Source organism: Enterococcus sp. AZ077, assembly GCF_051714965.1.
GTDB lineage: Bacteria > Bacillota > Bacilli > Lactobacillales > Enterococcaceae > Enterococcus_B > Enterococcus_B hirae.
The window spans coordinates 995,792-1,019,564 of record NZ_JBIOSX010000001.1; the positions used below are offsets into that span (position 1 = coordinate 995,792).

A 23,773-nucleotide genomic window follows, 5' to 3' on the forward strand; every position below is an offset into this window, starting at 1 on the left:
CGAATGGAAAAAAATGAAGGTTTATTTAATGTATATTTTAAGGCAGATCGAGTGGACTATGGAAAAAATGGCTATGAATCGATCAATTTAAAGAATAACCCGAATTTGATGTCAGATAGTATTTATTTATATAATCTTTTATTCATGAATAAGCCGGCATTTGTTCCAAGGGATTGGGAACAACACCAAGTTAACTTTGAAAGATATGTTATGCCGCGTTTAACTGTGAACGAACAATCAATAGTTAGAGAATGGATAAATACTCTTCATAAAAATGAATTGTTACAGTACAGATCTTTAGAGGGAATGGCGAAAATTTACGTTACTTTTCATAAGCTGTTAAAAAAAATAACTAATGAAGCGGACCAAGCTTTTGAAGATCAGTTTAAAGATGTTCAGTCATTAGATCAGCAATCACGAAAGAAAACAATCGATATCTATAGTTTTTATCATAAGATTTCTAATGAAAAAACAGCAGAATCAACTAAAAGACTAGAAGCGCAGGTCAGTGATTTGTTGATCAAACCAGTGGTAAATAAAGGTGAAAATAGTCCTAATTGGTTTAATGATTTAGTGAGAGCAGTTATGGTTCTGGAGCGAGGGATAGAGTCAGAGAAACTAAAAACAAAAATATTTACTGAAATAAAAAAATCCGGTAATCAACCTGTTCTTGAAGAAAAATGGGATTCATTCATCAAAAACCATGCGATTCCACGCATGCAAAAAAATAATGGTTTGGATAAAGTCTATTATGAATTATCTCAAACAATCAATGTTTTGAACAAGAAAATTAAGGTATCTGTAGAAGAAGCACAGTCTGTTTCTTCTGTTTTTTATAATAAAATATTTCCCAATTTACTCCGTTTGCCTGACATGTCTCATCTGGAAAAAATAGCAATTTATGAAATTTATATCGATGAAAGTAACTTATTACCGAAAACCAAAAATAAAATAAAAAAAACTTTGGAGAAAAATTTATTAAAAAAAGAAAAAAAGAAACTTGAAGAAGTCAAGCTTTTAAAAAAACAAAATATTCAGATGATAGAAGAGGTAGGACCGCATGATTTATTAGCCCTTGAAGAAATACAGCGAGGAAAGCAAAAAGCAACAGTAGATTTTTTTACAGCTATTTATAAAAAGTATGGTGCATTAAATAGAACAACAATGACTAGAGAAAAATATTTAAGTGAAGAAGTACAGCGAGGAAAGCAAAAAGCAACGGGGGATCTTTTTACAGTTATTTATGAAAAGAATGGTGCATTGAATAGAACAGCAATTTCTAGAGAAGCGAAGAAATATTTAAGCAAAGTAGGCTATTTAGAATTTGAATTTATAGTACATAATAGTGAACAAAAAAATCATATAATAAAACAAGAATCCACTTCTTTAAGTGTACTTAAATCTATGCTTAAACGGAAAGATTTATCTCCTTATGCAGTGAAAGCTTATTGTTTAGCCTATTTAGAAGAGCGACAACTGGAAAGCAATATCAAAAAACTTTGGAGAAAACCTTTTTTGAAAGATTTAACACCAGAAGAGATTAAAGTAGTGGAGAATCTAGTTTCTGAAAAAAGATTATGTCTACAATTGGGGAAGGAAGTAGGACCAGAACTTGCAGTCAGATATGAAAGAAGCAATCAAGATAATCAAGTAGAACGACTGAAATTGTTCAATGAAATGGATCAAAAGGTTTTTTCAGTGACTTGTCGCCAATTCATCAAAGAGCAAGCTAAAAAAAGGTTAAGTGAAGAAAACTATGAGTGAAGAAAACTATGTTCGATATAAAGTAATTCGAATGGTACGAGCTGTAGAGAGAAAAAAAGCGTTACAGAGAGAGGATAAAACAGAATTTCTTGATCCATTTATTAGAAATGTAAATTTATCTCCTAACGAAATTAGAGCTTATGGGTTAGCTTATTTAGAAGAGCAACAAATAAACCGAAATAGCAAAGAAAAGTTAAAAAACACTTTTTTGAACGGTTTAACACCAGAAAATATTATAGAAGTGAAGGATCTAATTTCAGAAAAAAGATTATATTTACAATTAGGAAAAGAAGTAGGTCCAGAACTTGCAGCTAAGCTTGACAATAGCAAGGAAAGCAACCAAGTAGTCCTATCTCAATTGTTCAAAGAGATGGATCAAAAAGCTTTTTCAGTGACTTGTCGCCAATTCATCAAAGAGCAAGCTAAAAAACATTTAAGTGAAGAAAACTATGTGAGATTTGAAATAGGTCACGTGATACGAGAAGGAGAGAGTAAAAAAAATTTACAGGAATGGGAAGAAACAGATTTTCTTAATCCATTTCTTAGTCGCAAAAATTTATCTCCTAACGAAATTAGAGCTTATGAGTTAGCTTATCTAGAAATGAAATACGAACCACTTAGCCGAATGAATAGTTGGAAAAAGAGTTTACAACAATATTTTGAGAAAAACTTAACAAATGAAGAAAGAAATGAAGTGCAAGCCTTAGTTCCTCAAAAAAGAAGCCTTATCCAATTGTCAAAAGAACTAGACTTAAAAACTGTATTTCAGCTTGAAGAAATACAGCAAGGAAAACAAGAAGGAAGGCTTGGTTTTTTCACAGATATTTATGAAAAATCCTATTCAACGACTAACCAAGAATACATCAAAGCACAAGCAAAAATATATTTAAGTCCTGCTGATCATGCTGAATTTGCAGTGAAAAGTCAGATGCAAGATGCATTGAGAGAAAAAGGATTAAAGCTAGCGAATATTAAGTTTAGCGAAAATAAAATTCGGGTGTTTCTTGATCAAAAAATGCAATCATCACATGAAATTAGAGCATATTACTTAGCCTGTATAGAAGAACAAGTGATACCAATGGATATCAAAAAAAGTTTGATATACGATTTGAAAAAAGATTTAACTGTAGACGAAAATCTGAAATTATCAGAACTCATTTCAGAACAACAAAGACTTATCCACTTGTCTGAAGAAATAGGCCCAGAACGTACATTGGAATTCTTAAAAATAAAAAAAGAAAACAAAGCAGCAACAATTGATTTCTTTACAGATATATATAACAACGTATCACCCTATACCCAACAATGGATAAAAGAACAGGCATCGTTACATTTAAATCAAAAAGAACATTTAGAGTTTACTAAACAAGTCAAACTACAAGAAATAATCAAAGAAGGTGGGAAAGATTTAAAAGCATCTGCAGTCTATAACCAACTTAAACGAGTATTTGGGAAAACAATGAGTCTTCCAGTCATTGAAGAGTTACAAGTGAGAAGCGGGCTGCATCAAGTCAATGCTAATCTTTTAGATCCTCTTGAACTTAGGCGATTAAACAAGGAACAACTAATCGATTCTTTGGTCAAAGTCCAAGTGAGATTTCCACATTGGGAACAACGTTTAAAAGATCAAGCAATCGACCGCTCCATCGCGCATCTAAACGATTTAGAAAAAAAAGAGATCAAGACTTCTTTAAAAGTTGAAGAATTGGAAGGATTTATAATTAAAGTTAAGTTTCATGATTCTGATACATTTAACTCAATTTGGGGTGATGCTAAATTTCACGTTGACAATGATCGTAGGATTATTAAACTCCAAAAAATTAAAGAACAACTAGATGAGATTGCACCAGCCAATTTACTTCAGCCAGTTGTTGTAAAAATATTAACGAACAATAAGTGTGATTATCAAGATCTAAAACTAAGAGAAGCTATTGTGTCCTATGATAAAACAGCGATTGAAATCAATCGTCAATTAAAAAGTGAATTTAGAGCAATGGGTGTAACGTTTAAAGAGGTAAGTAGAGATCAAATACTAAGAAGAATATTCAAAAATCTTGATAAAGGACTAAATTCAGAAAAAGAACAAATTGCGGAGGTTCTGTCAGATTCCAACTTAAATTATAATAATAAACTAAATACATTGCTCGTTCAGTTTGAAAAGAAGGTACATGAGTATATTCCATATTTAGATACGTTGATTCAAAAGGAATATGAGGATAAAGGTGACGTGTCATTAACGAATAAACGGATTTTAGAACTTGTAGAAAACGAACCGGGCCTTAAAGATTTACTCGTTTGTTGCCAAAATATGCTGCCTTCTTATCCTTTAAAAAATTATGCTCAGACGATTCCAATGGTGTCTACCTATTTTGCCAATTTAGCGCATCAAATTGAGGAAACATATCAAAGTCCAGGAAAAAAATTAGCAAAGCAAATTTTCATGCTAGGGAAACTGGATCCATTATATTGTGCAAAAATGATTCAGTACTTGAGCGCACAATACACTAATAAGCAACCTAACCCTTTACCAATACATCCAAATATTTTAATACAAAATAAAATGGAGAAGATAGTAGAAAGATATCATGACCTATACCCACTTCCGTCCTTTCGTAGCGAATTGACTGGCAAAAAAGTAGTTAATAAAGTGGCTAATGAAGTAGTTGGAAATGTTGAAAGGCCAATCTCAACACCAATCATAGAGCAATCAAGTCAGCCGTTTGATTGGAGTCCTTCTGTCATTTTAAATCAGGAAGTAAGACCGACTGAAACAGCTAAGGCAATTGTTGCGTTTCACAATAAAAACCGTAATCTAGAGATGACTAAGCAGCTTGTCGATTATGCGGGTATACCAAAGATACTTCCGAAAGAATTACAAGAATTGCAGAAAAACATTCCAACTCAAACAAAAAGTACTATGAGCTCATTTGATTTTATCACGCAAAATGATCAATCAGTGAAGGGCAATCAAAGAACGCAAGTTAGCATGCAACAAATAATGGAAAAAGCAGGAAATCACCCTATTAATTCACCAATGGTATCAGAAAGAACACACGGCACGTCAATAAACAGAGGTGAAAGCACAAATGAGAGGAGCATGCCTAACGATAGACAATTATCAGAAAAACTTAGTTATAATCGATGAATTTGGAAATCATCTTTCTTGAGTTCAGTATTCTTCCTGATTGCCATCTGACTTGAAGAAAAAGTCAGTCAATCTATTGATTGATAGAAAATTAGATAGATAAAAACATAATGAGGGCAAATTCTGAATAAAAGGAGCAAAACAAATGGGAAGAGACTCTTATAAGAAAGACTATATGCAGATTAAAGGAAGTAAAGTAACTTGTAAAGAAAATGAAGAGTGGATCACAATTAACCTAGACAGTAATCCCAACTTATTGGCGGATAGTATTTATTTATTGAATAAATTATTAGATGAACAAGATGTACTACCTCGAAAGGATACGGAGGAGAAAAAAGAAATTTTAAAAACAAGTATATCAGAACGATTGGTAGGAGATCAGAAAAAAATTTTTTTAGATTGGCAAGAAGTCACCCAGGCAATCTCTGAAGGCAATCTTACAACACGACAAAAACTTATGGAGGTGTTCCATAAGAAAAGATTATTTTCTTTAGAAGAAAAGGCGAAAGTTTGTGTGCTTTTTCAAGAGTTGATAAACGATATCAAAGATAAAAAGGAAAAAAAGTTTAAAGAGCAATTTTATGCTAATTATTCATTAAATGATAACGAACTAAGTGAATCCATAGAAGTTTATCATTATCTACATCCATTCGAGAATGAGAAAATAGCCAAATCAATGAATAATATCGAACAACTATTTATTGATTTGGTGTCTCCTTCCAGTAGTACAGACAAAAGACGTAAAATGTATGATGTAGTCAGAGCCAGTTTGATTTTAAAACGGAAATTATCCTCGACACAATTGAAAAATGATTTACTCAAAAAAATGGTGGAACCTCAGGTTTTTTCCCATGAACAACCCGAGTTTGATACGTTTATGGAGATAATCGTTAACCCCTATCTTAAGAAAAATCCTGCCACAGATCCTGACTATAGTCGTTTTCCAAGTGAAAACGAACAGGAACAAGTTGAATTATCCCTGACAAACGAGGTAGAACCATACTACTTATTAGCATTGAAAGAAGTCCGAAAAGGATTTAGAAAAGCATCAACAGAGCTATTCACACATATCTATTTACAGACAACAATTGAAGAGAAAAGAGATATTATTGATGAGTATGCAAAACAGTATTTAACTAAATTTGATTATTTGGATTTTATGTTCAGGATAAGACAGCAACATATTCAGAAAAAATGGAATAAAAACAATTCTTTACAAGAAAATCTCCATCTACTTGTAGATGGGAAAAGCAGAACGGCTTACGAGGAACGAGCGTATTATTTGGCTTATCTTGAAGAGACGACATTACCAAAGTCTCTAAAAGATACTTTGAAATACCTTTTATTGAACGAGCTATTTTCTGGTGAATACAGACAAGTGATAGAGCTTGTTCCTGAGAAAAGACAATTGTTGCTGTTGGCAAAAGAAATAGATATAGAGACTGTATATGAATTTGAAGCAATCCAACAAGGCAAAAAAAGGGTGACGTACGCTTATTTCTTAGAGTTATATGAAAAAACCAATTCGAAAAAGGTTCAAGAAATTATCACAGAACAAGCTAAAAAACACTTAACTGAAAGTAAGTATGTTGAATTTGAAATTTATACCTATTTTCAAGAAGAATTTAGAAGAAAATCAGTTACACAACCGAATGTAGAAAAAGTATTCAGACGATTTATTGAGAGGGAAGGCTTATCTGCTAATGACATTCGAGCTTTTTACTTGGCGTATATAGATGCACAAAAATTTCCGAATGATATCCAAGTAATTATTGCAGAACGCTTAACAAAAAATTTAACGGATAAAGAAAAAAAAGAAGTGATAACGCAATCTTTAGAAAAAAAACAATTGTTACTGATGGGGAAATACTTAGAAAGCGACATTATATTAGAACTTGAAGCAATCCAAAAAGGTAAAAAAAAGGGAACAGATGAATATTTTTTAGCGATATATAAAAAGAGTGACTCGATATTGGCTCGAGAAATGATTAAAGAGCAAGCTCAAAAATATTTGACTGAAAGTAATTATCTGGAATTTGACATAAAGATCCAACTCCAAGAGGAAAGTAGAAAAATGGATTTGACTTTACCGACAGTGGACTTTAAAGATGAAGCGCTACGGTATTTTGTTGACCATAAAGTATTATCCAAAAATGAAATGATCATTTATTGTCTAGCCTATCTTGAATTTAAAGAAATACCCAGTGATTTAGAAACAATAAGAAATTTAAAAAAAGCTGTCGTAACTCCAAGTCAAATCGATGTCGAGGATTTGGTTTTAGAAAAAAAACAACTTTTATCAATAGCTAACAAAATAGATCCAAGTGTATATGAAAAATTAAGAACTAACGCAGGAATATCAATCGGTGTCTTTACGGAGATGTATGAAAATGTGAAGTCTAATGAGCATCATCAGTTTATCAACAAACAAGCATCATTGTATTTAGATTCTGAAAAACATTTAGAATTTAAAAAACGCATTGCACTTTATGAATTAAGCAAGTCTGACGAACTAACCTCTGAAGTTGCTTTTTTTATTGGACTGCAACGTCATTATCAACAAAAAAATGGGGAGAACCATCGAACGAAAGTCAGTCTCCAAGACATAGAAGAATTGAGGAAGCAAAACCTGTCTTTTCTAGCTAAGACGATGGTTTTAGATCAGAAATCTACCGAAGGAATAGAAAGCAAAAAAAACGATGAACAAAAAACTGTCAAGGAAGAATTAAAAGATTTCATTACTTTAATTTCTCGTTTTGATAGTAATGATTCATATACATTTATAGATAGTAATTTGAAAGATATATTCAGGTACGTCAGACATTATGCTCATCTGAGGAACCAAGTTTATTCTATACCACAATCAGTTAGAACGTTTAATAAATTGAAACATCTGAGGGTACCATTTATTGAAGAAAATAGAAGCAACTGGCTGTTCGTGTTAGATCTGAATGACAAGAAACAATCGAAGTATATCAAAATAATTAAACAATTCATTTTATTGCCTGAATGGCAATTTGTAGCTGAAATTGATCCTTTATTTATCGCTGTAAAGAAGAGAATAGAGAAAAAATTAGAACGATTTAGCCAAGAGGTGGAAGCAAGTCAACTGAAAACGGATGAAGAAATTTTAGCGCTCGCAGAAAAAGACCCTAAAGTCAAAGAACTACTTACATACTATCAAAAAATTGCTCCGGCAGTTCCGTTGAAAGATTTTGCAAAGGCGACGCCAACCGTCGTTGCTCATTTTAACAATTCAGCACATCAACTTGCAAGAGAATACTTTGGAAAAGATGCGGAATTATCTCAACAAATTTATGAACTGGGAAAGCGAGACCTACCGTTTTGTGTAGATGTAATTAAGTATCTGCTATCAACTGACAAAAATGAGAAAGCGAAAGGTATTCCGAAATCTTTTGATAAGGAAAGTCAAGACAGAGCCGAGTATATAATAGAAAATTATCATCAAAAGTTCATAAAGCTACGGCAAACTAAGCAGTCAAAAAAAGTTCTACAAAAGGAAAGGAAAGAAAAGCAGATTGCAAATGACACCCAACTGAAAGAATTAGTAAGACATGGCGTTTATAATTATCAAATGGGTGAGGGGAAAGAAATACATATAGGACAGGCTAATATTGGTTCTGTTTCGGGCAACACTCGATTACAGCAATTTATAAATGAACTAGCTGAAAAGTTAGATACAGATATGCAAAGAGAAGCAGCGATTCAAACAGTAATGAAACCAAATTTAAGTTTAGAAGAAAGGGAAGAGTTTTACGATTACCTAAAAAAAGATCCTTATCTTTCAATATTTTTGCAGAAGGATAACTTATCAAAGCTTGAATTAAAAGCTTATGTAGACGTTTGTCTTAAAAAAACAGACTTATCTTTTAAAGGGAAAATCTCTGGCAATTTGAGGGCTTGTTTAACGATAACTGAAAAAAAAGAATTAAATAAATTGATTACTGAAAAAGAAGTTATCCGTGCAGTTGCAGAAGAAATCGATCATCAAACAGCTTTAGAATTGGAGCGAGTAGTAAACCAAAACAAACAAGAGATTGATCCACTCGTAGCAGTTTATCGTCAAACGTCCTTTACACCAATTAAAGAGTTTGTCCTACAACATGTTGATTCATCATTGACTGATGAAAATCGCTCTGAATTTTATCAGAAAATTGGTTCTGCAGCTTCTATAAAGCATCTAGATCAGACTAATTTTGGGGCACACTTAACAAACAAAGAGGAATTAGGACAAGAAACTAAAATAGGCTTTCTTTCACTAATTAATGAAATGAAAGAAACATTAGAACAACAAAAAATCGCCTATTACTTTCCTGAAATAGTCGGAGAATTTAATTCTCATCAAGTAACGAGAGAAAGTTTGGAAAAATTAGGTATCCATTTTACAGACGATCAAATGAAAAATTGGGAAGCTACATATAAAAAAGGCCCGATAGTAACCGATAATATTCAAATATCCATACTTCAAACAATCGCAAAAGTAATTGAAAAACATATGGAACGAAAAGGAACTCTAATAGAAAATATCCCCACCGAAAAAGAAGAAAAAAATAGCATAAAAGAAAGACTGAAAAAAGAAATCGAACAATCAGTAGCTAAGATTAATAAGAATGACCCTAGGATCAGTATAGAAGAGCAGTTTATAAGTCATCTTTCGACTCAGCCAATCTTCAACCATTTAGTAAGGAAAGAACCTAAAATAGGGGAGAAATTATTGAAAAAATGTCAGAACAGACTTCCTTTTATTTCGCTACCTTCTTCAAAAGAATTTCTTCAGATGATGAATAGAGAGTTCCTCAAAAAACATACCGGGATTAGACGTTTTGCATTAGAATATGCGAGAGAAAAAAGAGCACGATTGTTTGAAGAAAGAAAAATTTATAAGTTGTATCAAGAAAATCCATTCTGGTGTTGTGAAAATTTACGAGTGATCCTCGTCAATTATGCTGGGTTCAAGAAGAAAAATTTAAACCCAATATATAGACCTGAATTATACTCTTTTCAAGTGGATAGGAGTTTTAGTCAGCAGAGATTACTAAATAAAGCCAAAAAAATAACCGATTTTTATATAGATATCTCTTTAGATTTAAAAAAAGTATTACCTAAGGAACTTCAAAAAAAAGAATCAACGAATAAGGAAAGCCAAACTGAAGTATCATTTGAGTCAATAGTAAGCGACCAAGAGAAGTTAAATAATGATATGGCTTTAACAGAGGCGAGAGAAAAGAAGAGGTTATTTCCTGCCACAAATCATTTTGAACCGAAAAGTAATTTAGGACAAATGGAGCCGTTAGACAAAAAACTGCGTTTGACTCAGATAAAAGAATCAGCGAATAAGGAAAGTCAAACTGAAATATCATTAGAATCAATAGTGAGCAAGCATGAGAAGTTAAATAATGATATGGATGTAACAGAGACGAACGAAAAGAAGAGACTATATCCTTTTCTTGGTCAATCCGAATCAGAAAGTAATGTAGGACAAATGAAGTCGCTAGAAAAAAAGCTGCGTATGACTCAGATAGAAAAAGCAAGCCAAGAAGGTTACAGCTCTAATGAGAGAAAAACGCATGAACAAGTTCAAAGACAAGCGAATCGCTAAGTTTGGTCAGTGCTAGTAAATTAGTTGTTCCCTAAAAAACTAAGTATATTAATGAAGAACGGAGAAATGCAAATGGAAAGAGACTTTTATGAGAAAGAATATATGGAGATTAGAGGAAATGAAGTATCTTGTAAAGAAAATGAAGAGTGGATCACAATTAACCTATACAACAATCCCAACTTATTGGCGGATAGTATTTATTTATTGAATAAATTATTAGATGAACAAGATGTACTATATGGACATGTTTTTCAGAATAAAAAGGAAATTTTAGAAAAAAGTATATTGAAACGATTGCCAGAAAATCAAAAAAAATATTTTTAGACTGGCAAGAGGTTACACAGTTAATCGCTAAGGCTGACTATGGAACAAGACAAAATTTTAGGGAGTTGTTCCTTAAAAAAAAATTATTTTCTTTAGAAGAAAAGGCAAATTTTTGTGTGGCTTTTCAAGAGTTGATAAACGATATCAAAGATAAAAAGGAAAAAAAGTTTAAAGAGCAATTTTATGCTAGTTATTCATTAGATGATAGCGAACTAAGTGAATCCATGGAAATTTATCATTATTTACATCCATTCGAGAATGAAAAAATAGTTAAATCAATGAATAATATCGAACAAATATTTATTGATTTGGTGTCTCCTTCTAGTAGTACAAAAAGAAAATGGGGGAATCAAATGGATGATGTAGTCCGAGCCAGTTTGATTTTAAAACGGAAATTATCCTCGACACAATTGAAAAATGATTTATTTAAAAGAATGGTGGAGCCCTATGTTTTTTCTGATAACCACCCCAACTTTAATACGTTTATGGAGACAACCGTTAACTCCTATCTTAAGGAACATCCCACCACAGATCCTGACTATAGTTATTTGCCAATTAAAAAAGAACAGGAACAAGTTGAATTATCTCTGACAAACGAGGTAGAACCATACTACTTATTTGCATTGAAAGAAATCCGAAAAGGATTTAGAAAAGCATCAACAGATCTATTCACACATATCTACTTACATACAACGATTGAAGAAAAACGATATATCATTGATGACTATGCAAAACAGTATTTAACTACATTTGATTATTTGGATTTTATGCTCAGGACAAGACAACAACGATCTCAGGGAAAATGGAATGAAAATGATCGTTTACAAGAAAGTCTCCATCTACTCGTGGATGGAAAAAGCAGAAGGGCTTACGAGGAACGAGCGTATTATTTGGCTTATCTTGAAGAGACGACATTACCAAATTCTCTAAAAGATACTTTGAAATACCTCTTATTGAACGAGCTAACTTCTGCTGAAAAAGCACAAGCGTTAGAGCTTGTTCCTGAGAAAAGACAATTGTTACTACTGACAAAAGAATTAGATAGAAAGACTGTATATGAACTTGAAGCAATCCAACAAGGCAAAAAACAGGTAACAGATGATTATTTTTTAGTGGCCTTAGCGGCGTATAAAAAGACCGATTCGAAAAAGCATCAAGAAAGAATCAAAGAACAAGCCAAAAAATACCTAACGGAAAGTAAGTATGTTGAATTTGAAATTCATACCCAATTTCAAGATGAATTTAGAAAAAAATCAGTCACACAACCAAATGTAGATTTTCAAGAAAATGGACTAAGTCGTTTTCTTAAGAGGGAATACTTATCTGCTAATGAAGTTCGGGCTTTTTACTTGGCGTATCTTGATGCACAAAAATTACCGAATAATATCCAAATAATTTTTGAAAAAGTTTTGATTAAAGATTTAACGGATAAAGAAAAAAAAGAAGTGATAACGCTATACTCAGAGAAAAGACAATTATTATTGCTGGCAAAATACTTAGAAAGCGATATTGTGTTCGAACTTGAAAAAATCCAACAAGGGAAAAAAAGGGGAACAGATGATTATTTCAGAGCGATATATAATAACAGTGATTCGATACTAGCTCGAGAAATGATTAAAGAACAAGCTCAAAAATATTTGACTGAAAGTAATTACCTAGCATTTGATATAAACAACCAACTCCAAGAGGAAAGTAGAAAAACGGACTTTACTTTACCGACAGTTGACTTTAAAGATGAAGTACTACGGTATTTTATTGACCATGAAGTATCATCAAAAAGTGAAATGATCATTTATTATCTAGCCTACCTTGAAGCTAAAGAAATACCAAGTGATTTAGAAACAATAAAAAACTTGAAAAAAAATGTCGCAACCCCAAACCAAATCGATATTGATGAATTGATTTTAGAAAAAAAACAACTTCTAACAATAGTTAACGAAATAGGCCCAAGCGCATATGAAAGATTAAGATATGACATAGGAGTATCAATCGGCTTCTTTACGGAGATGTATGAAAAAGTGAATTCAGTTGATACTCAGCAGTTCATCAAAAATCAAGCACAATTGTCTTTAGATGCTGAAAAACATTTAGAATTTAAAAAACGTATTGCACTTTATGAACTAAGCAAATCTAGTAAATTAACCTTTGAAGTGGACTCTTTTATTCAAAGACAACGTCATTCTCAACAAAAAAATGGGGAGAACTATCGAACAAAAATCAGCCTTGAAGACATAGGAAGATTGAGAGAGCATAATCTGTCTTCTCTAGCTGAGAGGATGGTTTATGTCCAGAAGTCTACCGAAGAAATAGAAAGCAAAAAAAACGATGAACCAAAAAGTGTCAAGGAAGAATTACAAGTTTTTCTTGCTCTAATTTCTCGTTTTGATGATGATGATAAATATAGATATATGGACAGTCATTTTGAAAATATATATAGTTCAGTCAAAAAAAAATCTCATAATGGGAAACACATTTTATCTCTACCAAAAAAAAAATAAGGCTTTAAATAAATTAAAGGATAAGTGGGTACTGTATGATAAAGAAAAGGGAAGAAACTGGCAGTCAGTATTAGAACTTAATAAACAGAAACAATCGAATATTACCGGTTTTATTAGCCGAATCATTTTATTACCTACATGGCAATCTGTAGCCGAAATTGAGCCTTTATTTATCGCTGTAAAGAAGAGAATAGAGAAAAGATTAGAACGATTTAGCCAAGAAGTGAAAGCAAGTCAATCGAAAACGGATGAAGAAATTTTAGCGCTCGCAGAAAAAGACTATAGAGTCAAAAAACTATTTACATACTATCAAAAAATTGCTCCGGCAGTTCCGTTGAAAGATTTTGCAAAGATAACGCCAACCGTCGTTGCTCATTTTAAAAATTCAGCACATCAACTTGCAAGAGAAGATTTAGGGGAAGATACAGAGTTATCTGAACAAATTTATGAGCTAGGTAAGCAAGACCTCCCGTTTTGCGCAGATTTAATCCAATATTTGGCATCAACTGGTATCAATGAAAAAGCGAAAGATATTCTAATATCTCCTAATGAGGAAAGTCAAAGAAGAGCCAAACAAATAATAGAAATTTATAATCAAAAGCTCGACATGGCGCAGCAAAAAAATATTTTGGAAACTGAAAAGAAGCAGCAGCAGATTGAGAATGATAACCAACTGAAAGAATTAGTAAGGAATGGCGTTTATAACTATCAAAAGGATGGGAGTAAAGGAATACAGATAGGTCAGGCTAATGCTGATTCTTTTCCGAGCAAAAATCAATTACAGCAATTTATCAAAGAACTAGCTGAAAAATTAGACACCAATATGCAAAGAGAAGCAGCGATTCAAACAGTAATGAAACCAAATTTAAGTTTGGAGGAAAGGGAAAAGTTTTACGCTTACCTAAAAAACGACCCGTTTCTTCCATTATTCTTACAGAAGGATAACTTATCAAAACTTGAATTAAAAGCTTATGTAGATGTTTGTCTTAAAAAAACAGACTTATCTTTTAAAGGGAAAATTTCTAGCTGTTTGAGGGATTATTTAACAGTAACTGAAAAAGAAAAGCTAAACAAATTGATTACTGAAAAAGAAGTCATCCGTGCAGTTGCAGAAGAAATCAATCATCAAACAGCATTGGAATTGGAGCGAGTAGTAAACCAAAAAAAACAAGAGATTGATCCACTCGTAGCAGTTTATCGTCAAACATCCTTTACACCAATTAGAGAGTTTGTCCTACAACATGTTGATTCATCATTGACTGATGAAAATCGCTCTGAATTTTATCAGAAAATTGATTCTGTAGCTCCTATAAATCAACTAGATCAGACTAAATGGAAGGCCCCCTCAACAAATAAAAATGTAAAACAAGAAAAGGATAGATTCTTATTTTCATTGATGGATGAAATGAAAGAAACATTAGAGCAGCAAAAACTTGTCTATTACTTTCCAGAAATAGTTAAACAAATTTTGCCTCCTAAAATTAGGAATTTGGAGGAAATAGATAAAGAATATCAAATAACAAGAGAAAGATTAGAGGAAACGGGTATCCATTTTACATACGGGCAAATGCAAAAGTGGATAGACACTTTTGATGAAGGTCCTATAGTAAACGATAATAATCATATATCAATACTTAAAACAATTGCAAAAGTAATTGAAAAACATATGGAACGAAAAGGAATTCTAATAGAGAATATTCCAACCGACAAAGCGGAAAATAATATAGTAAAAGAAGAATTAATAGCAGCAATCGAACAATCAGTAGTCAAGATTAACAAGGATGACTCCGATAAAAGTGTAGAAGAAAAGTTTAGGGATCATCTTTCGAATTATCCAATTATTCTAAATTTAATAAAGGAACAACCTGAAATAGGGAAAAAATTACTGAAAAAATGTCAGGACAGACTTCCTTTTGTTTCGCTAACTTCTTCAAAAGAATTTCGTGAAATTGTCGATAATGAGTTCGCTATAAGAAATACTAACATTAGGAAGTTTGCACGAAAACATGCCCCGCAAGTAAGAAGCCAAATGACAGTAGAAAAACAAATCTATGATTTGTATCAAGAAAATCCAGCTTGGTGCTGTGAAAATTTACGAGCGATCCTCGTCGATTATGTTGGGTTCAAGAATATAAATTTAAACCCAATTTATAGACCTAAATTATACTCTTTTCAAGCGTGTGGTAATTTTGATCAATGGAGATTACGGGGTAAAGCACAAAAAATAATCAATTTTTATACAGGTATCGCTTCAAATTTAGAAAGAGTATTACCTAAAGAACTTCAAGAAAAAGAACCAGTGAATAAGGAAAGACAGACTGAAATATCATTAGAGTCAATAGTGACCAAGCATGAGAATTTAAATAATGATATGGTTTTAACAGAGACGAACGAAAAGAAGAAGTTATTTCCTGCCACGGATTATTTTGAATCGAAAAGTAATTTAAGGCAAAGGGAGCCACTAATAAAAAAATTGCATATGACTCAGATAAAAGAAAAAGCAAGCCAAGAAGGTTACAGCTCTAATGAGAGAAAAACGCATGAACAAGTTCAAAGACAAGCGAATCGCTAAGTTTGGTCAGTGCTAGTAAATTAGTTGTTCCCTTAAAATAATCGTGCTACACTGATTGTAAAGGAGGCGGTTTCAATGGCAGACACCTATAAAAATATATTAGTAGCAATTGATGGATCAGAAAAAGCAGAAAAAGCCTTTTCTGAAGCAGTTACAATTGCAAAAAGAAATCAGGCAAAGCTACACATTTTGTACGTAAACGAAGTAACGGGTAACTATTTCGGTGATTTTGCATTTGTTACAACGAACTTACAAGAGGAATTAGATGAAGTTGCAGAAAACCAAATGAAAGAGCATCGCAACTTAGCAATTGAAAAGGGACTAACAGATATCGAGACGTATATTTTGTATGGATATCCGAAAACATTGATTGCAAATTTCAATGAATCAAAGGAAAAAATTGATTTGATTGTTATGGGGGCTACAGGATTGAATGCCGTGGAACGTGTCTTAGTTGGGTCAACTACTTCTTATGTAGTCACACATGCACCGTGCAATGTGTTGGTAGTAAAATAACGTCACTCGCTAGTTAGTGAGAGGATGCTAGACCTGAGCTGTGCACTGAAGAAGCAAATAAAAAAGTAAGCCGAAGAAGCTGAGCATCATCTCTTTTATGTCAGTATTCTTCGGTTTTTTTTATGCTGTATTTTGCTTATTTCATCTTTTTAACTAATTAGTAAGTGATTAGTTAAAAAGATCACTATTCTTAAGGAGATATCTTGAATATTACTAATTTGACAAAAGCTGCAATCAACAATTGTCCATCCACTACGATTTGATTCCTTAAAGTAAGAAGTGGTATAGTTGTGTAGAATAGGGAATGAGTTGGAAAAATAAAAAAGGGAATGAAGTGTATGAACGACCAATATGTACAAGTCATGACGATCGCGGGATCAGACAGTGATGGAAGTGCAGGAATGCAAGCAGATATGCATACTTTCTTTACCCGTGGCGTCTATGGTGTATCAGTTATGACGGCTTGTGTGGCAGGAAATTCTTATGGGATCGGAGCAAGTGTGACCTTACCAAGTGCGTTCATTGATAAAGAATTTTCTTTGATCGCTGAAGACTATCAAATAAGAGCGGCTAAAACAGGTATGCTAGCTGATGCAGAATTGATTGAAACAGTAGTTAAAAATTATCAACAGTATAACTTTGGTCCATTAGTGGTCGACCCGGTAATCGTGACGAAGCATGGAAATCTATTATTAGAAGAGGCTGCTTTAAGTAGTCTGAAAGAAAAACTAGTACCGTTAGCGACTGTCTTGACGCCGAATTTCTATGAAGCAGAGAAATTAACTGGACGAACCTTAACGACAGATGAAGATTATGTTCAGGCCGCTGTTGACTTACAAGCAATGGGTGCCAAAAATGTGATGATCAAAGGATTTCATACGAAAGAAAGTAATCAAGAAGAAGTAAGAGATTATGTGTTGCTGGAATCTGGACGATCATTTTGGTTAAGTGCAGTCTTTTACCCAACAGATCGAATCAACGGTACAGGAGACACATTGTCGGCTTGCATTGCTGCAGAATTAGCGAAAGGAAAAACAGTAGAAGAAGCAATCCGAACGGCAAAAGACTATGTCAATCTTGCAATTGGTGAAGAAATCATTGTCGGTCACAAGTATGGACCCATCAATCATTGGGCAGCAGAAAAGCAACTCTCAGCAAAAAACTGTTCTTCAAAGAAGAATCAATAGCTATCTAAAAGAATCGTTTTTTTTTGCTTTTATAATTTTTCAAAAAAGTATAAGTGAATCATAATGTTTTTAATAGTAAAAATGAAAATGGGACTGAAAAAATCAATTCTGATTCTTCAGTCCCATAAATTATAGAGCCTTTTTTGTGGATCAAGCAAAAAACTCATTTTAAATTTGAATGTTTATGATTTATAAGATAGGTGAAAACAAACGAGAAATTTGTTGTTTGAATAACAACCAGCCAGACATTTCTTTGACTGTTTCCGTGGTCATCGGTGTACATTGTTTTTCATCTTGTAAAAATTGATCTGCTAACTGGGTTAAAAAGGCTGGATCATAAATGACAGCACTGGTTTCGAAGTTCAACCGATAACTTCGAACATCTTGATTGGCAGAGCCGACCATACAAATTTCATCATCCATGATCAATGTTTTCGCATGTAAAAAACCATTCTCATAAACCAAGATTTGAACGTTTTCTTTGATCAATTGACGTGCATAATATTGGGTTGCTCGGTAAATAAACGGATGATCAGGTTTATTAGGAATCATGATCTTGACTTCTACGCCAGAAGAAGCGGCAATTTTTAAGGCAGCGATCACACTTTCATCTGGAACCAGGTAAGGTGTTTGAATCCATACCCGTTTTTTAGCAGCTGTGATCAATTTAATAAAGGATAATTTAATTTGTTCACGTTCGTTGTTAGGACCGCTTGATACTAGTTGAATCGAAGTATTTTCATGCTTGTCGTCTTTCTCAAGTTCTTTTTGAAAAAAGTAATCAAGATGATAGGCAACCTTCTTTTGTTCGGGTACTGAAACATTCCAATCCGTTAGAAAACGTAGCTGTAATAATGAAGCAGCAGCGCCATAGATTCGAATATGAGTATCACGCCAATAACCAAACTTTTTGGTTGGATTGACATATTGATTGGCGATGTTAAAGCCACCGGTATAGCCGATTTTACCATCGATCACGACGATTTTACGATGGTCGTGATAATTTAAGCGGAATCGAAGTAATGCTCTTTGTGACGTGACGAATGTATGGACGTGACCACCATTTTGGATCAAACGGTTAAAGTCTTTCGGTTTAGTGCCGTGTGAGCCAAACGCATCATATAATAAGCGGACTTCAACCCCTTCAGCAGCTTTTTCTTCAAGTAATGTCAAGATTTGTTGTCCGATGTTGTCCGTGACGAATGCATAATATTCGATATGAATTGAATGCTTTGCCTGCCGAATATCACTTAATAGAGAAGTTAATTTTTGTTGACCATCTGTTAATAAAGTGACGGAATTACGTCGGGTTAATGGCATACGATTTAAAGAAGAGAAGAAGTCAACGAATTGTTGATGCTCTTCATTATCCATGACGGGATCATAGTGATCGATCGTATCTCCTTTGAAATCTTGAAAATTTTCTAGTTCTTTCAAGTCGCTTTGTCTCAAATAAAATTTTTTCTTATCAGTCAATCCGCGACCGAAGAAGAGATATAGGATAAATCCAAGACCTGGAAGAGCAAATAGTACGAGCAACCACGCCCAGATTGCAGCTACGTCACGAGGTTTGATTAAAATAGTTACTAAAGCAATTAGTGCATTGATGAAATAAAGGATCGTGAGAATAGTGATAACCAAAATAGCTTCCTCCTTATTTAGAATAACAAACAGTATTATATCATGAGAATCCTTAGAATCCTAAATTTGAAGTTGCAGAGATTATAAAGTGGTTTGAAAAAATAAAGAACCACAAGGCAAAGTGGTTGCAATTTTCTATTCATTCATGTAGGATAAGAATATAGTTGAATATCTCCTTAGGGGAGTAACCGACAACGTTTGTTGTGATAATATCAACAGTAAGTTAACCATTTGGTTTTCTGGTATTGTATGAAATGGTGAGACCTAAGACAAATCCGCATTTGTCTTAGGTCTCTTTTTTTTCAGTCAGAAAACTTTTTGGTAACGAAAAACAAAATGGGGGATGGAATTTGGAAAACAAAGAACAGGCTCAGCAAGTTGTCTATAAAGAACCAATTGACTCGCTGATGCAAAAAACACAGAGCTCAATCGATGGTTTGAGTACATCACAAGCAAAAGAAAAGTTAGAAAGAGACGGATTGAATCAGTTAAAAGAAGCACCTAAGAAGCCAACGTGGAAATTGTTTTTAGAAACTTTTAAAGATGCAATGGTTATTGTCTTGTTGATTGTCGCTTTGATTCAAATGGTCATGGGAGATTATATCGAATTTTTCGTTATTTTTGCCGTATTGATGTTGAACTCCGTGATTAGTGTGATCCAAACGAAGAAAGCAGAAGGTTCTTTAGAGGCATTGAAAAATCTTTCTGCACCTGATGCACGTGTGATTCGTGATGGAAAAGAAAAAACGATCCCTGCGAATGAACTGGTTGTAGGAGATATCGTTTTATTGGAAGCAGGAGATTATGTCCCTGCCGATGGTCGGTTGTTAGAAGCTGGATCATTGAAAGTGGATGAAGGAATGCTAACTGGTGAATCGACAGCATCGGAAAAAGAAGTAACTGATATTAGTCAGACAGTGCCGATTGGTGATCGTATCAACATGGTATTTAGTGGAACAATCATTACTTATGGTCGTGGGAAATTCTTAGTTACCGCTACTGGAAATAACACAGAAATCGGTGAGGTGGCAGGGTTACTTGAATCAACAACTGAACAAGTAACACCACTACAGCGTGGATTAGATAAATTTAGTAAGAAGTTAAGTTTAGCGATTTTAGCTTTATCGTTAGTTATTTTAGGTATCCAATTGTTCCGAATCTATCTTGGCGGCACAGGTGATTTAACTGCTGATATCGTTAGTGCAGTAATGTTTGCAGTCGCTGTTGCGGTTGCTGCCATCCCAGAAGCATTACAATCAATCGTAACGATCGTTTTATCCTTGGGAACCAATAAAATGGCGAAACGACATGCTATTATCCGAAAATTACCAGCAGTGGAAACACTGGGTTCGACTAGTATTATTTGTACAGATAAAACTGGGACATTGACCCAAAATAAGATGACGGTAGTTGATTATTATCTAGCGAACGGTTCGACTGGAGATTTTACCGATGATCCAAAAAAATGGACAGACGATGAAAGACGGTTGATTGAAATCAGTGTATTAGCCAATGATGCTTCCATCAGTGAAGATGGTACGAAACTTGGAGATCCGACAGAGGTAGCGTTTATTGATTTTAGTGAAAAATTGAATCAACCGTATCAAGAAATCCGTAACAACTATCCAAGAAAAGCTGAATTACCATTTGATTCTGACCGAAAATTAATGTCGACTGCTCATAACATTGATCAGGGACACTATCTTTTTGTTAAAGGTGGACCAGATATCGTGTTTGCTCGCAGTAAAAAGGTCTTGCTAAATGGTGAAGTTGTACCAATGACAGAGGAATTGATGAAACAATTCAAAGAACAAAATGAAGCTTTCTCAAACAAGGCATTGCGTGTTTTAGCCTTTGCTTATCGCCCAATTGAAAGTCCAGAGTTGTCATTTGAAGATGAAAATGACTTGATTCTAGTTGGATTACTTGCCATGATCGATCCTCCAAGAGCAGAAGTCACACAAGCAGTTAAAGAAGCTCGAAGCGCTGGAATTAAAACAATTATGATCACTGGAGACCACAAAACGACTGCTGTTGCGATCGCGAAAGAAATTGGGATCTTTGCAGAAGGAGATCAAGCACTTACAGGGACAGAGTTAGATGAATTGACCGAAGATCAATTAAACGAAGTCTTGGAAAAAGTGACTGTATACGCACGTGTATCTCCTGAAAACAAGATCCGAATCGTACGTGCATGGCAAACAAAAGGACACATTTCTGCGATGACAGGCGATGGTGTTAATGATGCTCCGGCCTTGAAACAAGCGGATATCGGTATTGCCATGGGTACGGGTACGGATGTATCGAAAGATGCGGCAGCGATGGTCTTGACCGATGATAACTTTGCTTCAATCGTTAGTGCCGTAGAAGTAGGACGTAATGTTTTTGATAATATCAAAAAGGCGATTGCCTATTTATTCTCTGGAAACTTAGGTGCGATCATTGCGATTGTCTTCGCTTTAGTTGCTGATTGGTCCAATCCATTTACAGCATTACAATTATTGTTTATCAACTTAGTCAACGACTCATTACCAGCGATTGCTTTAGGAACAGAAAAAGCCGAACCAGCTACAATGAAACGTCCACCAAGAGATCCAAATTCAGGAATCTTTACCGATAAAACATTGATCTCGGTTACTTATCGTGGCGTACTAATCGGTATCGCAGTCATTTTTGCGCAGTGGTTAGGAATGCAACATTCACCAGAATTTGGCGTAGCAATGTCATTTTCTACATTGATCTGGTGTCGAACATTACAAACGTTCCCTGCGCGTTCTAACACACAAACAGCGATCCAAGCAGGTTTCTTCGCAAATCGAAGCGTATTGTTAGCTGTTGTAGTATGTAGTGCATTGTATTGCTTGACGATGATCCCAGGCTTGAAAGAAGTCTTTTCAATTCCAGCAGCATTTGGTTTGACAGAAGTCTTTACGTCAATCGGGATTGCCTTAGTAACGATCATTTTAATGGAAATCACAAAACTGATCCTTGTACACGTACAAAAAGAGAAATAAAAAGGAATACCTGGGATAATTTTTTGATGTGCTATTCAAAAGTTAATAGCAGAGTATTTCACCAACAGGCTGGTATGGCTTCGGGATTCAACCGAATGTATACCAGCCAGTTTTTTGTTCAATGACATCTTTATTCTTTACTTGATGATAGCTGTCTAATATACATAGTGAAGAACTATATCAGCAATTTAAAAATTTGGCTCTGATGAGATAGAAAGAAAGGAAAACACATGTGAATCATGTATAATGAAAGGATAGAAATTTTAAAAATAATTATTTCGATAAGCCTAAGAGCAGGTTGGTTTTGGTTATGAATTAGTCAGTGTACTATTTATTCCGAAAAGTGAAAATGCGATATAAAAATAGAGAAATAGAGGAATGAAAATGAACGAAGAAGAATGGGACGCCTTTGCAAGCGATTACTACATGAATCAAAAAGAATCAGACAAAACAATTGTCCGAGATGTCATTGAGTATCTAAAAAAAGAAGCTGCATTACCAACTGAGAAAATAGTGGATGTAGCAGGTGGCGCTGGACGCTATCTAGCGATGTCAAAAGAAGCAACTACATATGAATTGATAGATTTTTCGGATGAAATGTTGAAGTTTGCTACTGAAGAAGCAGCTAGATTGGGGAGGGAAAACATTCATCTAACGAAACAGACTTTTTCTGAATTTCTGGAAAATGGAAAAACGTATGATTTTATTTTCTCTGCTTCTAATCCGGCTTTAGACGATTCCGTTAAGTTAAGTAGAATGTTAACAAAGATGAAAAAATATTGTGTCATCCTAAGAGTTGTCTCTTCTAAAGAAGACCTGTTGACATCGTTGGAAAAAAAATTAGGAATTTTCGAAGAAGATGCTGTGACTTCACCAGTAATAATGGATCAATTGGAATCTTATTTAAAAGATGAAGAATGGTCCTATAAAAGAAAAGAATTTACGTATACGTTTAAAGAAGAAATTACGGAAGATTTTATGAGAGCTTATTATCAAGAATATCTAGAAGAAACATTTTTTAAAGAGTATATTCAAAAATATTTTGACCTAAAAGAAAAAATTGTTAGTACAACGATGTTGACCTATCGGCTACTACTAATCAAGAAGGAGTGACCCAAAATGGGCATGACTAGTTTTGTTTACTCTAAGAATATAGAGAAAAACGATTTATCTCTTAGGACGGATTGACGAGGAATGACTTTTTGACCACCGTTTATCCGTCTTTAGAGATATGATGAGAAGAGACTGAGGCAAGTTGTGATATGCTCCCCCTATACAGGACTTTTATTATTTCAGTGTCCTATATAGGGGGAGCATATCAGATTGGCTCAGTCTTTTTTTGTTGTGGCTAATGGAGTAATCGAAAATTAACGTAAAAGACAAAACACTTATATTTGATTGTGTCTTAACAATTCACTCTAAGAAATCGGCCTAAAACTATTTTTTGACTGTTGGTTATCTTTCTAAAATAATAAACGGAGAAAAATGAGTT

At 33.9% G+C, this 23,773-nt stretch carries 11 protein-coding genes; 10 read left to right on the forward strand and 1 reads right to left on the reverse strand.

Annotated elements, in window-relative coordinates:
- Positions 1-3: 3 nt before the first annotated feature.
- The 8 genes from IGL28_RS04710 to thiD all read left to right on the forward strand — a co-directional run bounded on the left by IGL28_RS04710 (position 4) and on the right by thiD (position 17,626).
- Positions 4-1,764, forward strand: a complete 1,761-nt coding sequence (locus IGL28_RS04710) for a hypothetical protein (protein WP_241547368.1) — start codon at positions 4-6, stop codon at positions 1,762-1,764.
- Positions 1,757-4,909 carry a hypothetical protein gene (locus tag IGL28_RS04715; protein ID WP_081128745.1) on the forward strand — a complete coding sequence of 1,051 codons (3,153 nt, stop codon included), beginning with the start codon at positions 1,757-1,759 and terminating at the stop codon, positions 4,907-4,909. Before IGL28_RS04710 ends, IGL28_RS04715 begins: the two co-directional genes overlap by 8 nt.
- A gap of 145 nt (positions 4,910-5,054) precedes the next feature.
- The gene (locus tag IGL28_RS04720) at positions 5,055-10,529 is read left to right on the forward strand and encodes a hypothetical protein (RefSeq protein ID WP_368014290.1); all 5,475 of its coding nucleotides are present in this window, start codon (positions 5,055-5,057) and stop codon (positions 10,527-10,529) included.
- A 72-nt stretch (positions 10,530-10,601) separates the two neighbouring features.
- Positions 10,602-10,853, forward strand: coding sequence for a hypothetical protein (locus tag IGL28_RS04725; protein ID WP_438843902.1), 252 nt, complete (start codon positions 10,602-10,604; stop codon positions 10,851-10,853).
- A 116-nt stretch (positions 10,854-10,969) separates the two neighbouring features.
- Positions 10,970-13,351 (forward strand): hypothetical protein, encoded by a 2,382-nt coding sequence (locus IGL28_RS04730; RefSeq protein ID WP_438843903.1) that lies wholly within the window; start codon positions 10,970-10,972, stop codon positions 13,349-13,351.
- Positions 13,275-15,923 carry a hypothetical protein gene (locus tag IGL28_RS04735; RefSeq protein WP_438843904.1) on the forward strand — a complete coding sequence of 883 codons (2,649 nt, stop codon included), beginning with the start codon at positions 13,275-13,277 and terminating at the stop codon, positions 15,921-15,923. The genes IGL28_RS04730 and IGL28_RS04735 overlap by 77 nt, the downstream gene beginning before the upstream one ends.
- Positions 15,924-15,998: 75 nt before the next feature.
- The gene (locus IGL28_RS04740; RefSeq protein ID WP_010719609.1) at positions 15,999-16,439 is read left to right on the forward strand and encodes a universal stress protein; all 441 of its coding nucleotides are present in this window, start codon (positions 15,999-16,001) and stop codon (positions 16,437-16,439) included.
- A gap of 338 nt (positions 16,440-16,777) precedes the next feature.
- Positions 16,778-17,626 (forward strand): bifunctional hydroxymethylpyrimidine kinase/phosphomethylpyrimidine kinase, encoded by an 849-nt coding sequence (thiD, locus tag IGL28_RS04745; RefSeq protein WP_081128743.1) that lies wholly within the window; start codon positions 16,778-16,780, stop codon positions 17,624-17,626.
- Positions 17,627-17,815: 189 nt separating this feature from the next.
- Here thiD and cls read toward each other — a convergent pair whose 3' ends face one another.
- Complete coding sequence (cls, locus tag IGL28_RS04750) at positions 17,816-19,267, reverse strand: cardiolipin synthase (protein WP_411245305.1); 1,452 nt, start codon at positions 19,265-19,267, stop codon at positions 17,816-17,818.
- A 350-nt stretch (positions 19,268-19,617) separates the two neighbouring features.
- On the opposite strand from cls, the gene IGL28_RS04755 reads away from it, so the two are divergent.
- Together IGL28_RS04755 and IGL28_RS04760 are read left to right on the forward strand one after the other, a co-directional pair.
- Positions 19,618-22,281, forward strand: coding sequence for a cation-translocating P-type ATPase (locus IGL28_RS04755; protein WP_081128741.1), 2,664 nt, complete (start codon positions 19,618-19,620; stop codon positions 22,279-22,281).
- 384 nt (positions 22,282-22,665) lie between these two features.
- Positions 22,666-23,394, forward strand: a complete 729-nt coding sequence (locus IGL28_RS04760) for a class I SAM-dependent methyltransferase (RefSeq protein ID WP_081128739.1) — start codon at positions 22,666-22,668, stop codon at positions 23,392-23,394.
- The last annotated feature ends 379 nt before the right edge of the window (positions 23,395-23,773 follow it).

Bases quoted from the DNA above. Each gene is read 5' to 3' on its own strand.
- IGL28_RS04710 (WP_241547368.1), top strand. From the start codon at position 4: ATGGAAAAAAATGAAGGTTTATTTAATGTATATTTTAAGGCAGATCGA.
- IGL28_RS04715 (WP_081128745.1), top strand. From the start codon at position 1,757: ATGAGTGAAGAAAACTATGTTCGATATAAAGTAATTCGAATGGTACGA.
- IGL28_RS04720 (WP_368014290.1), top strand. From the start codon at position 5,055: ATGGGAAGAGACTCTTATAAGAAAGACTATATGCAGATTAAAGGAAGT.
- IGL28_RS04725 (WP_438843902.1), top strand. From the start codon at position 10,602: ATGGAAAGAGACTTTTATGAGAAAGAATATATGGAGATTAGAGGAAAT.
- IGL28_RS04740 (WP_010719609.1), top strand. From the start codon at position 15,999: ATGGCAGACACCTATAAAAATATATTAGTAGCAATTGATGGATCAGAA.
- thiD (WP_081128743.1), top strand. From the start codon at position 16,778: ATGAACGACCAATATGTACAAGTCATGACGATCGCGGGATCAGACAGT.
- IGL28_RS04760 (WP_081128739.1), top strand. From the start codon at position 22,666: ATGAACGAAGAAGAATGGGACGCCTTTGCAAGCGATTACTACATGAAT.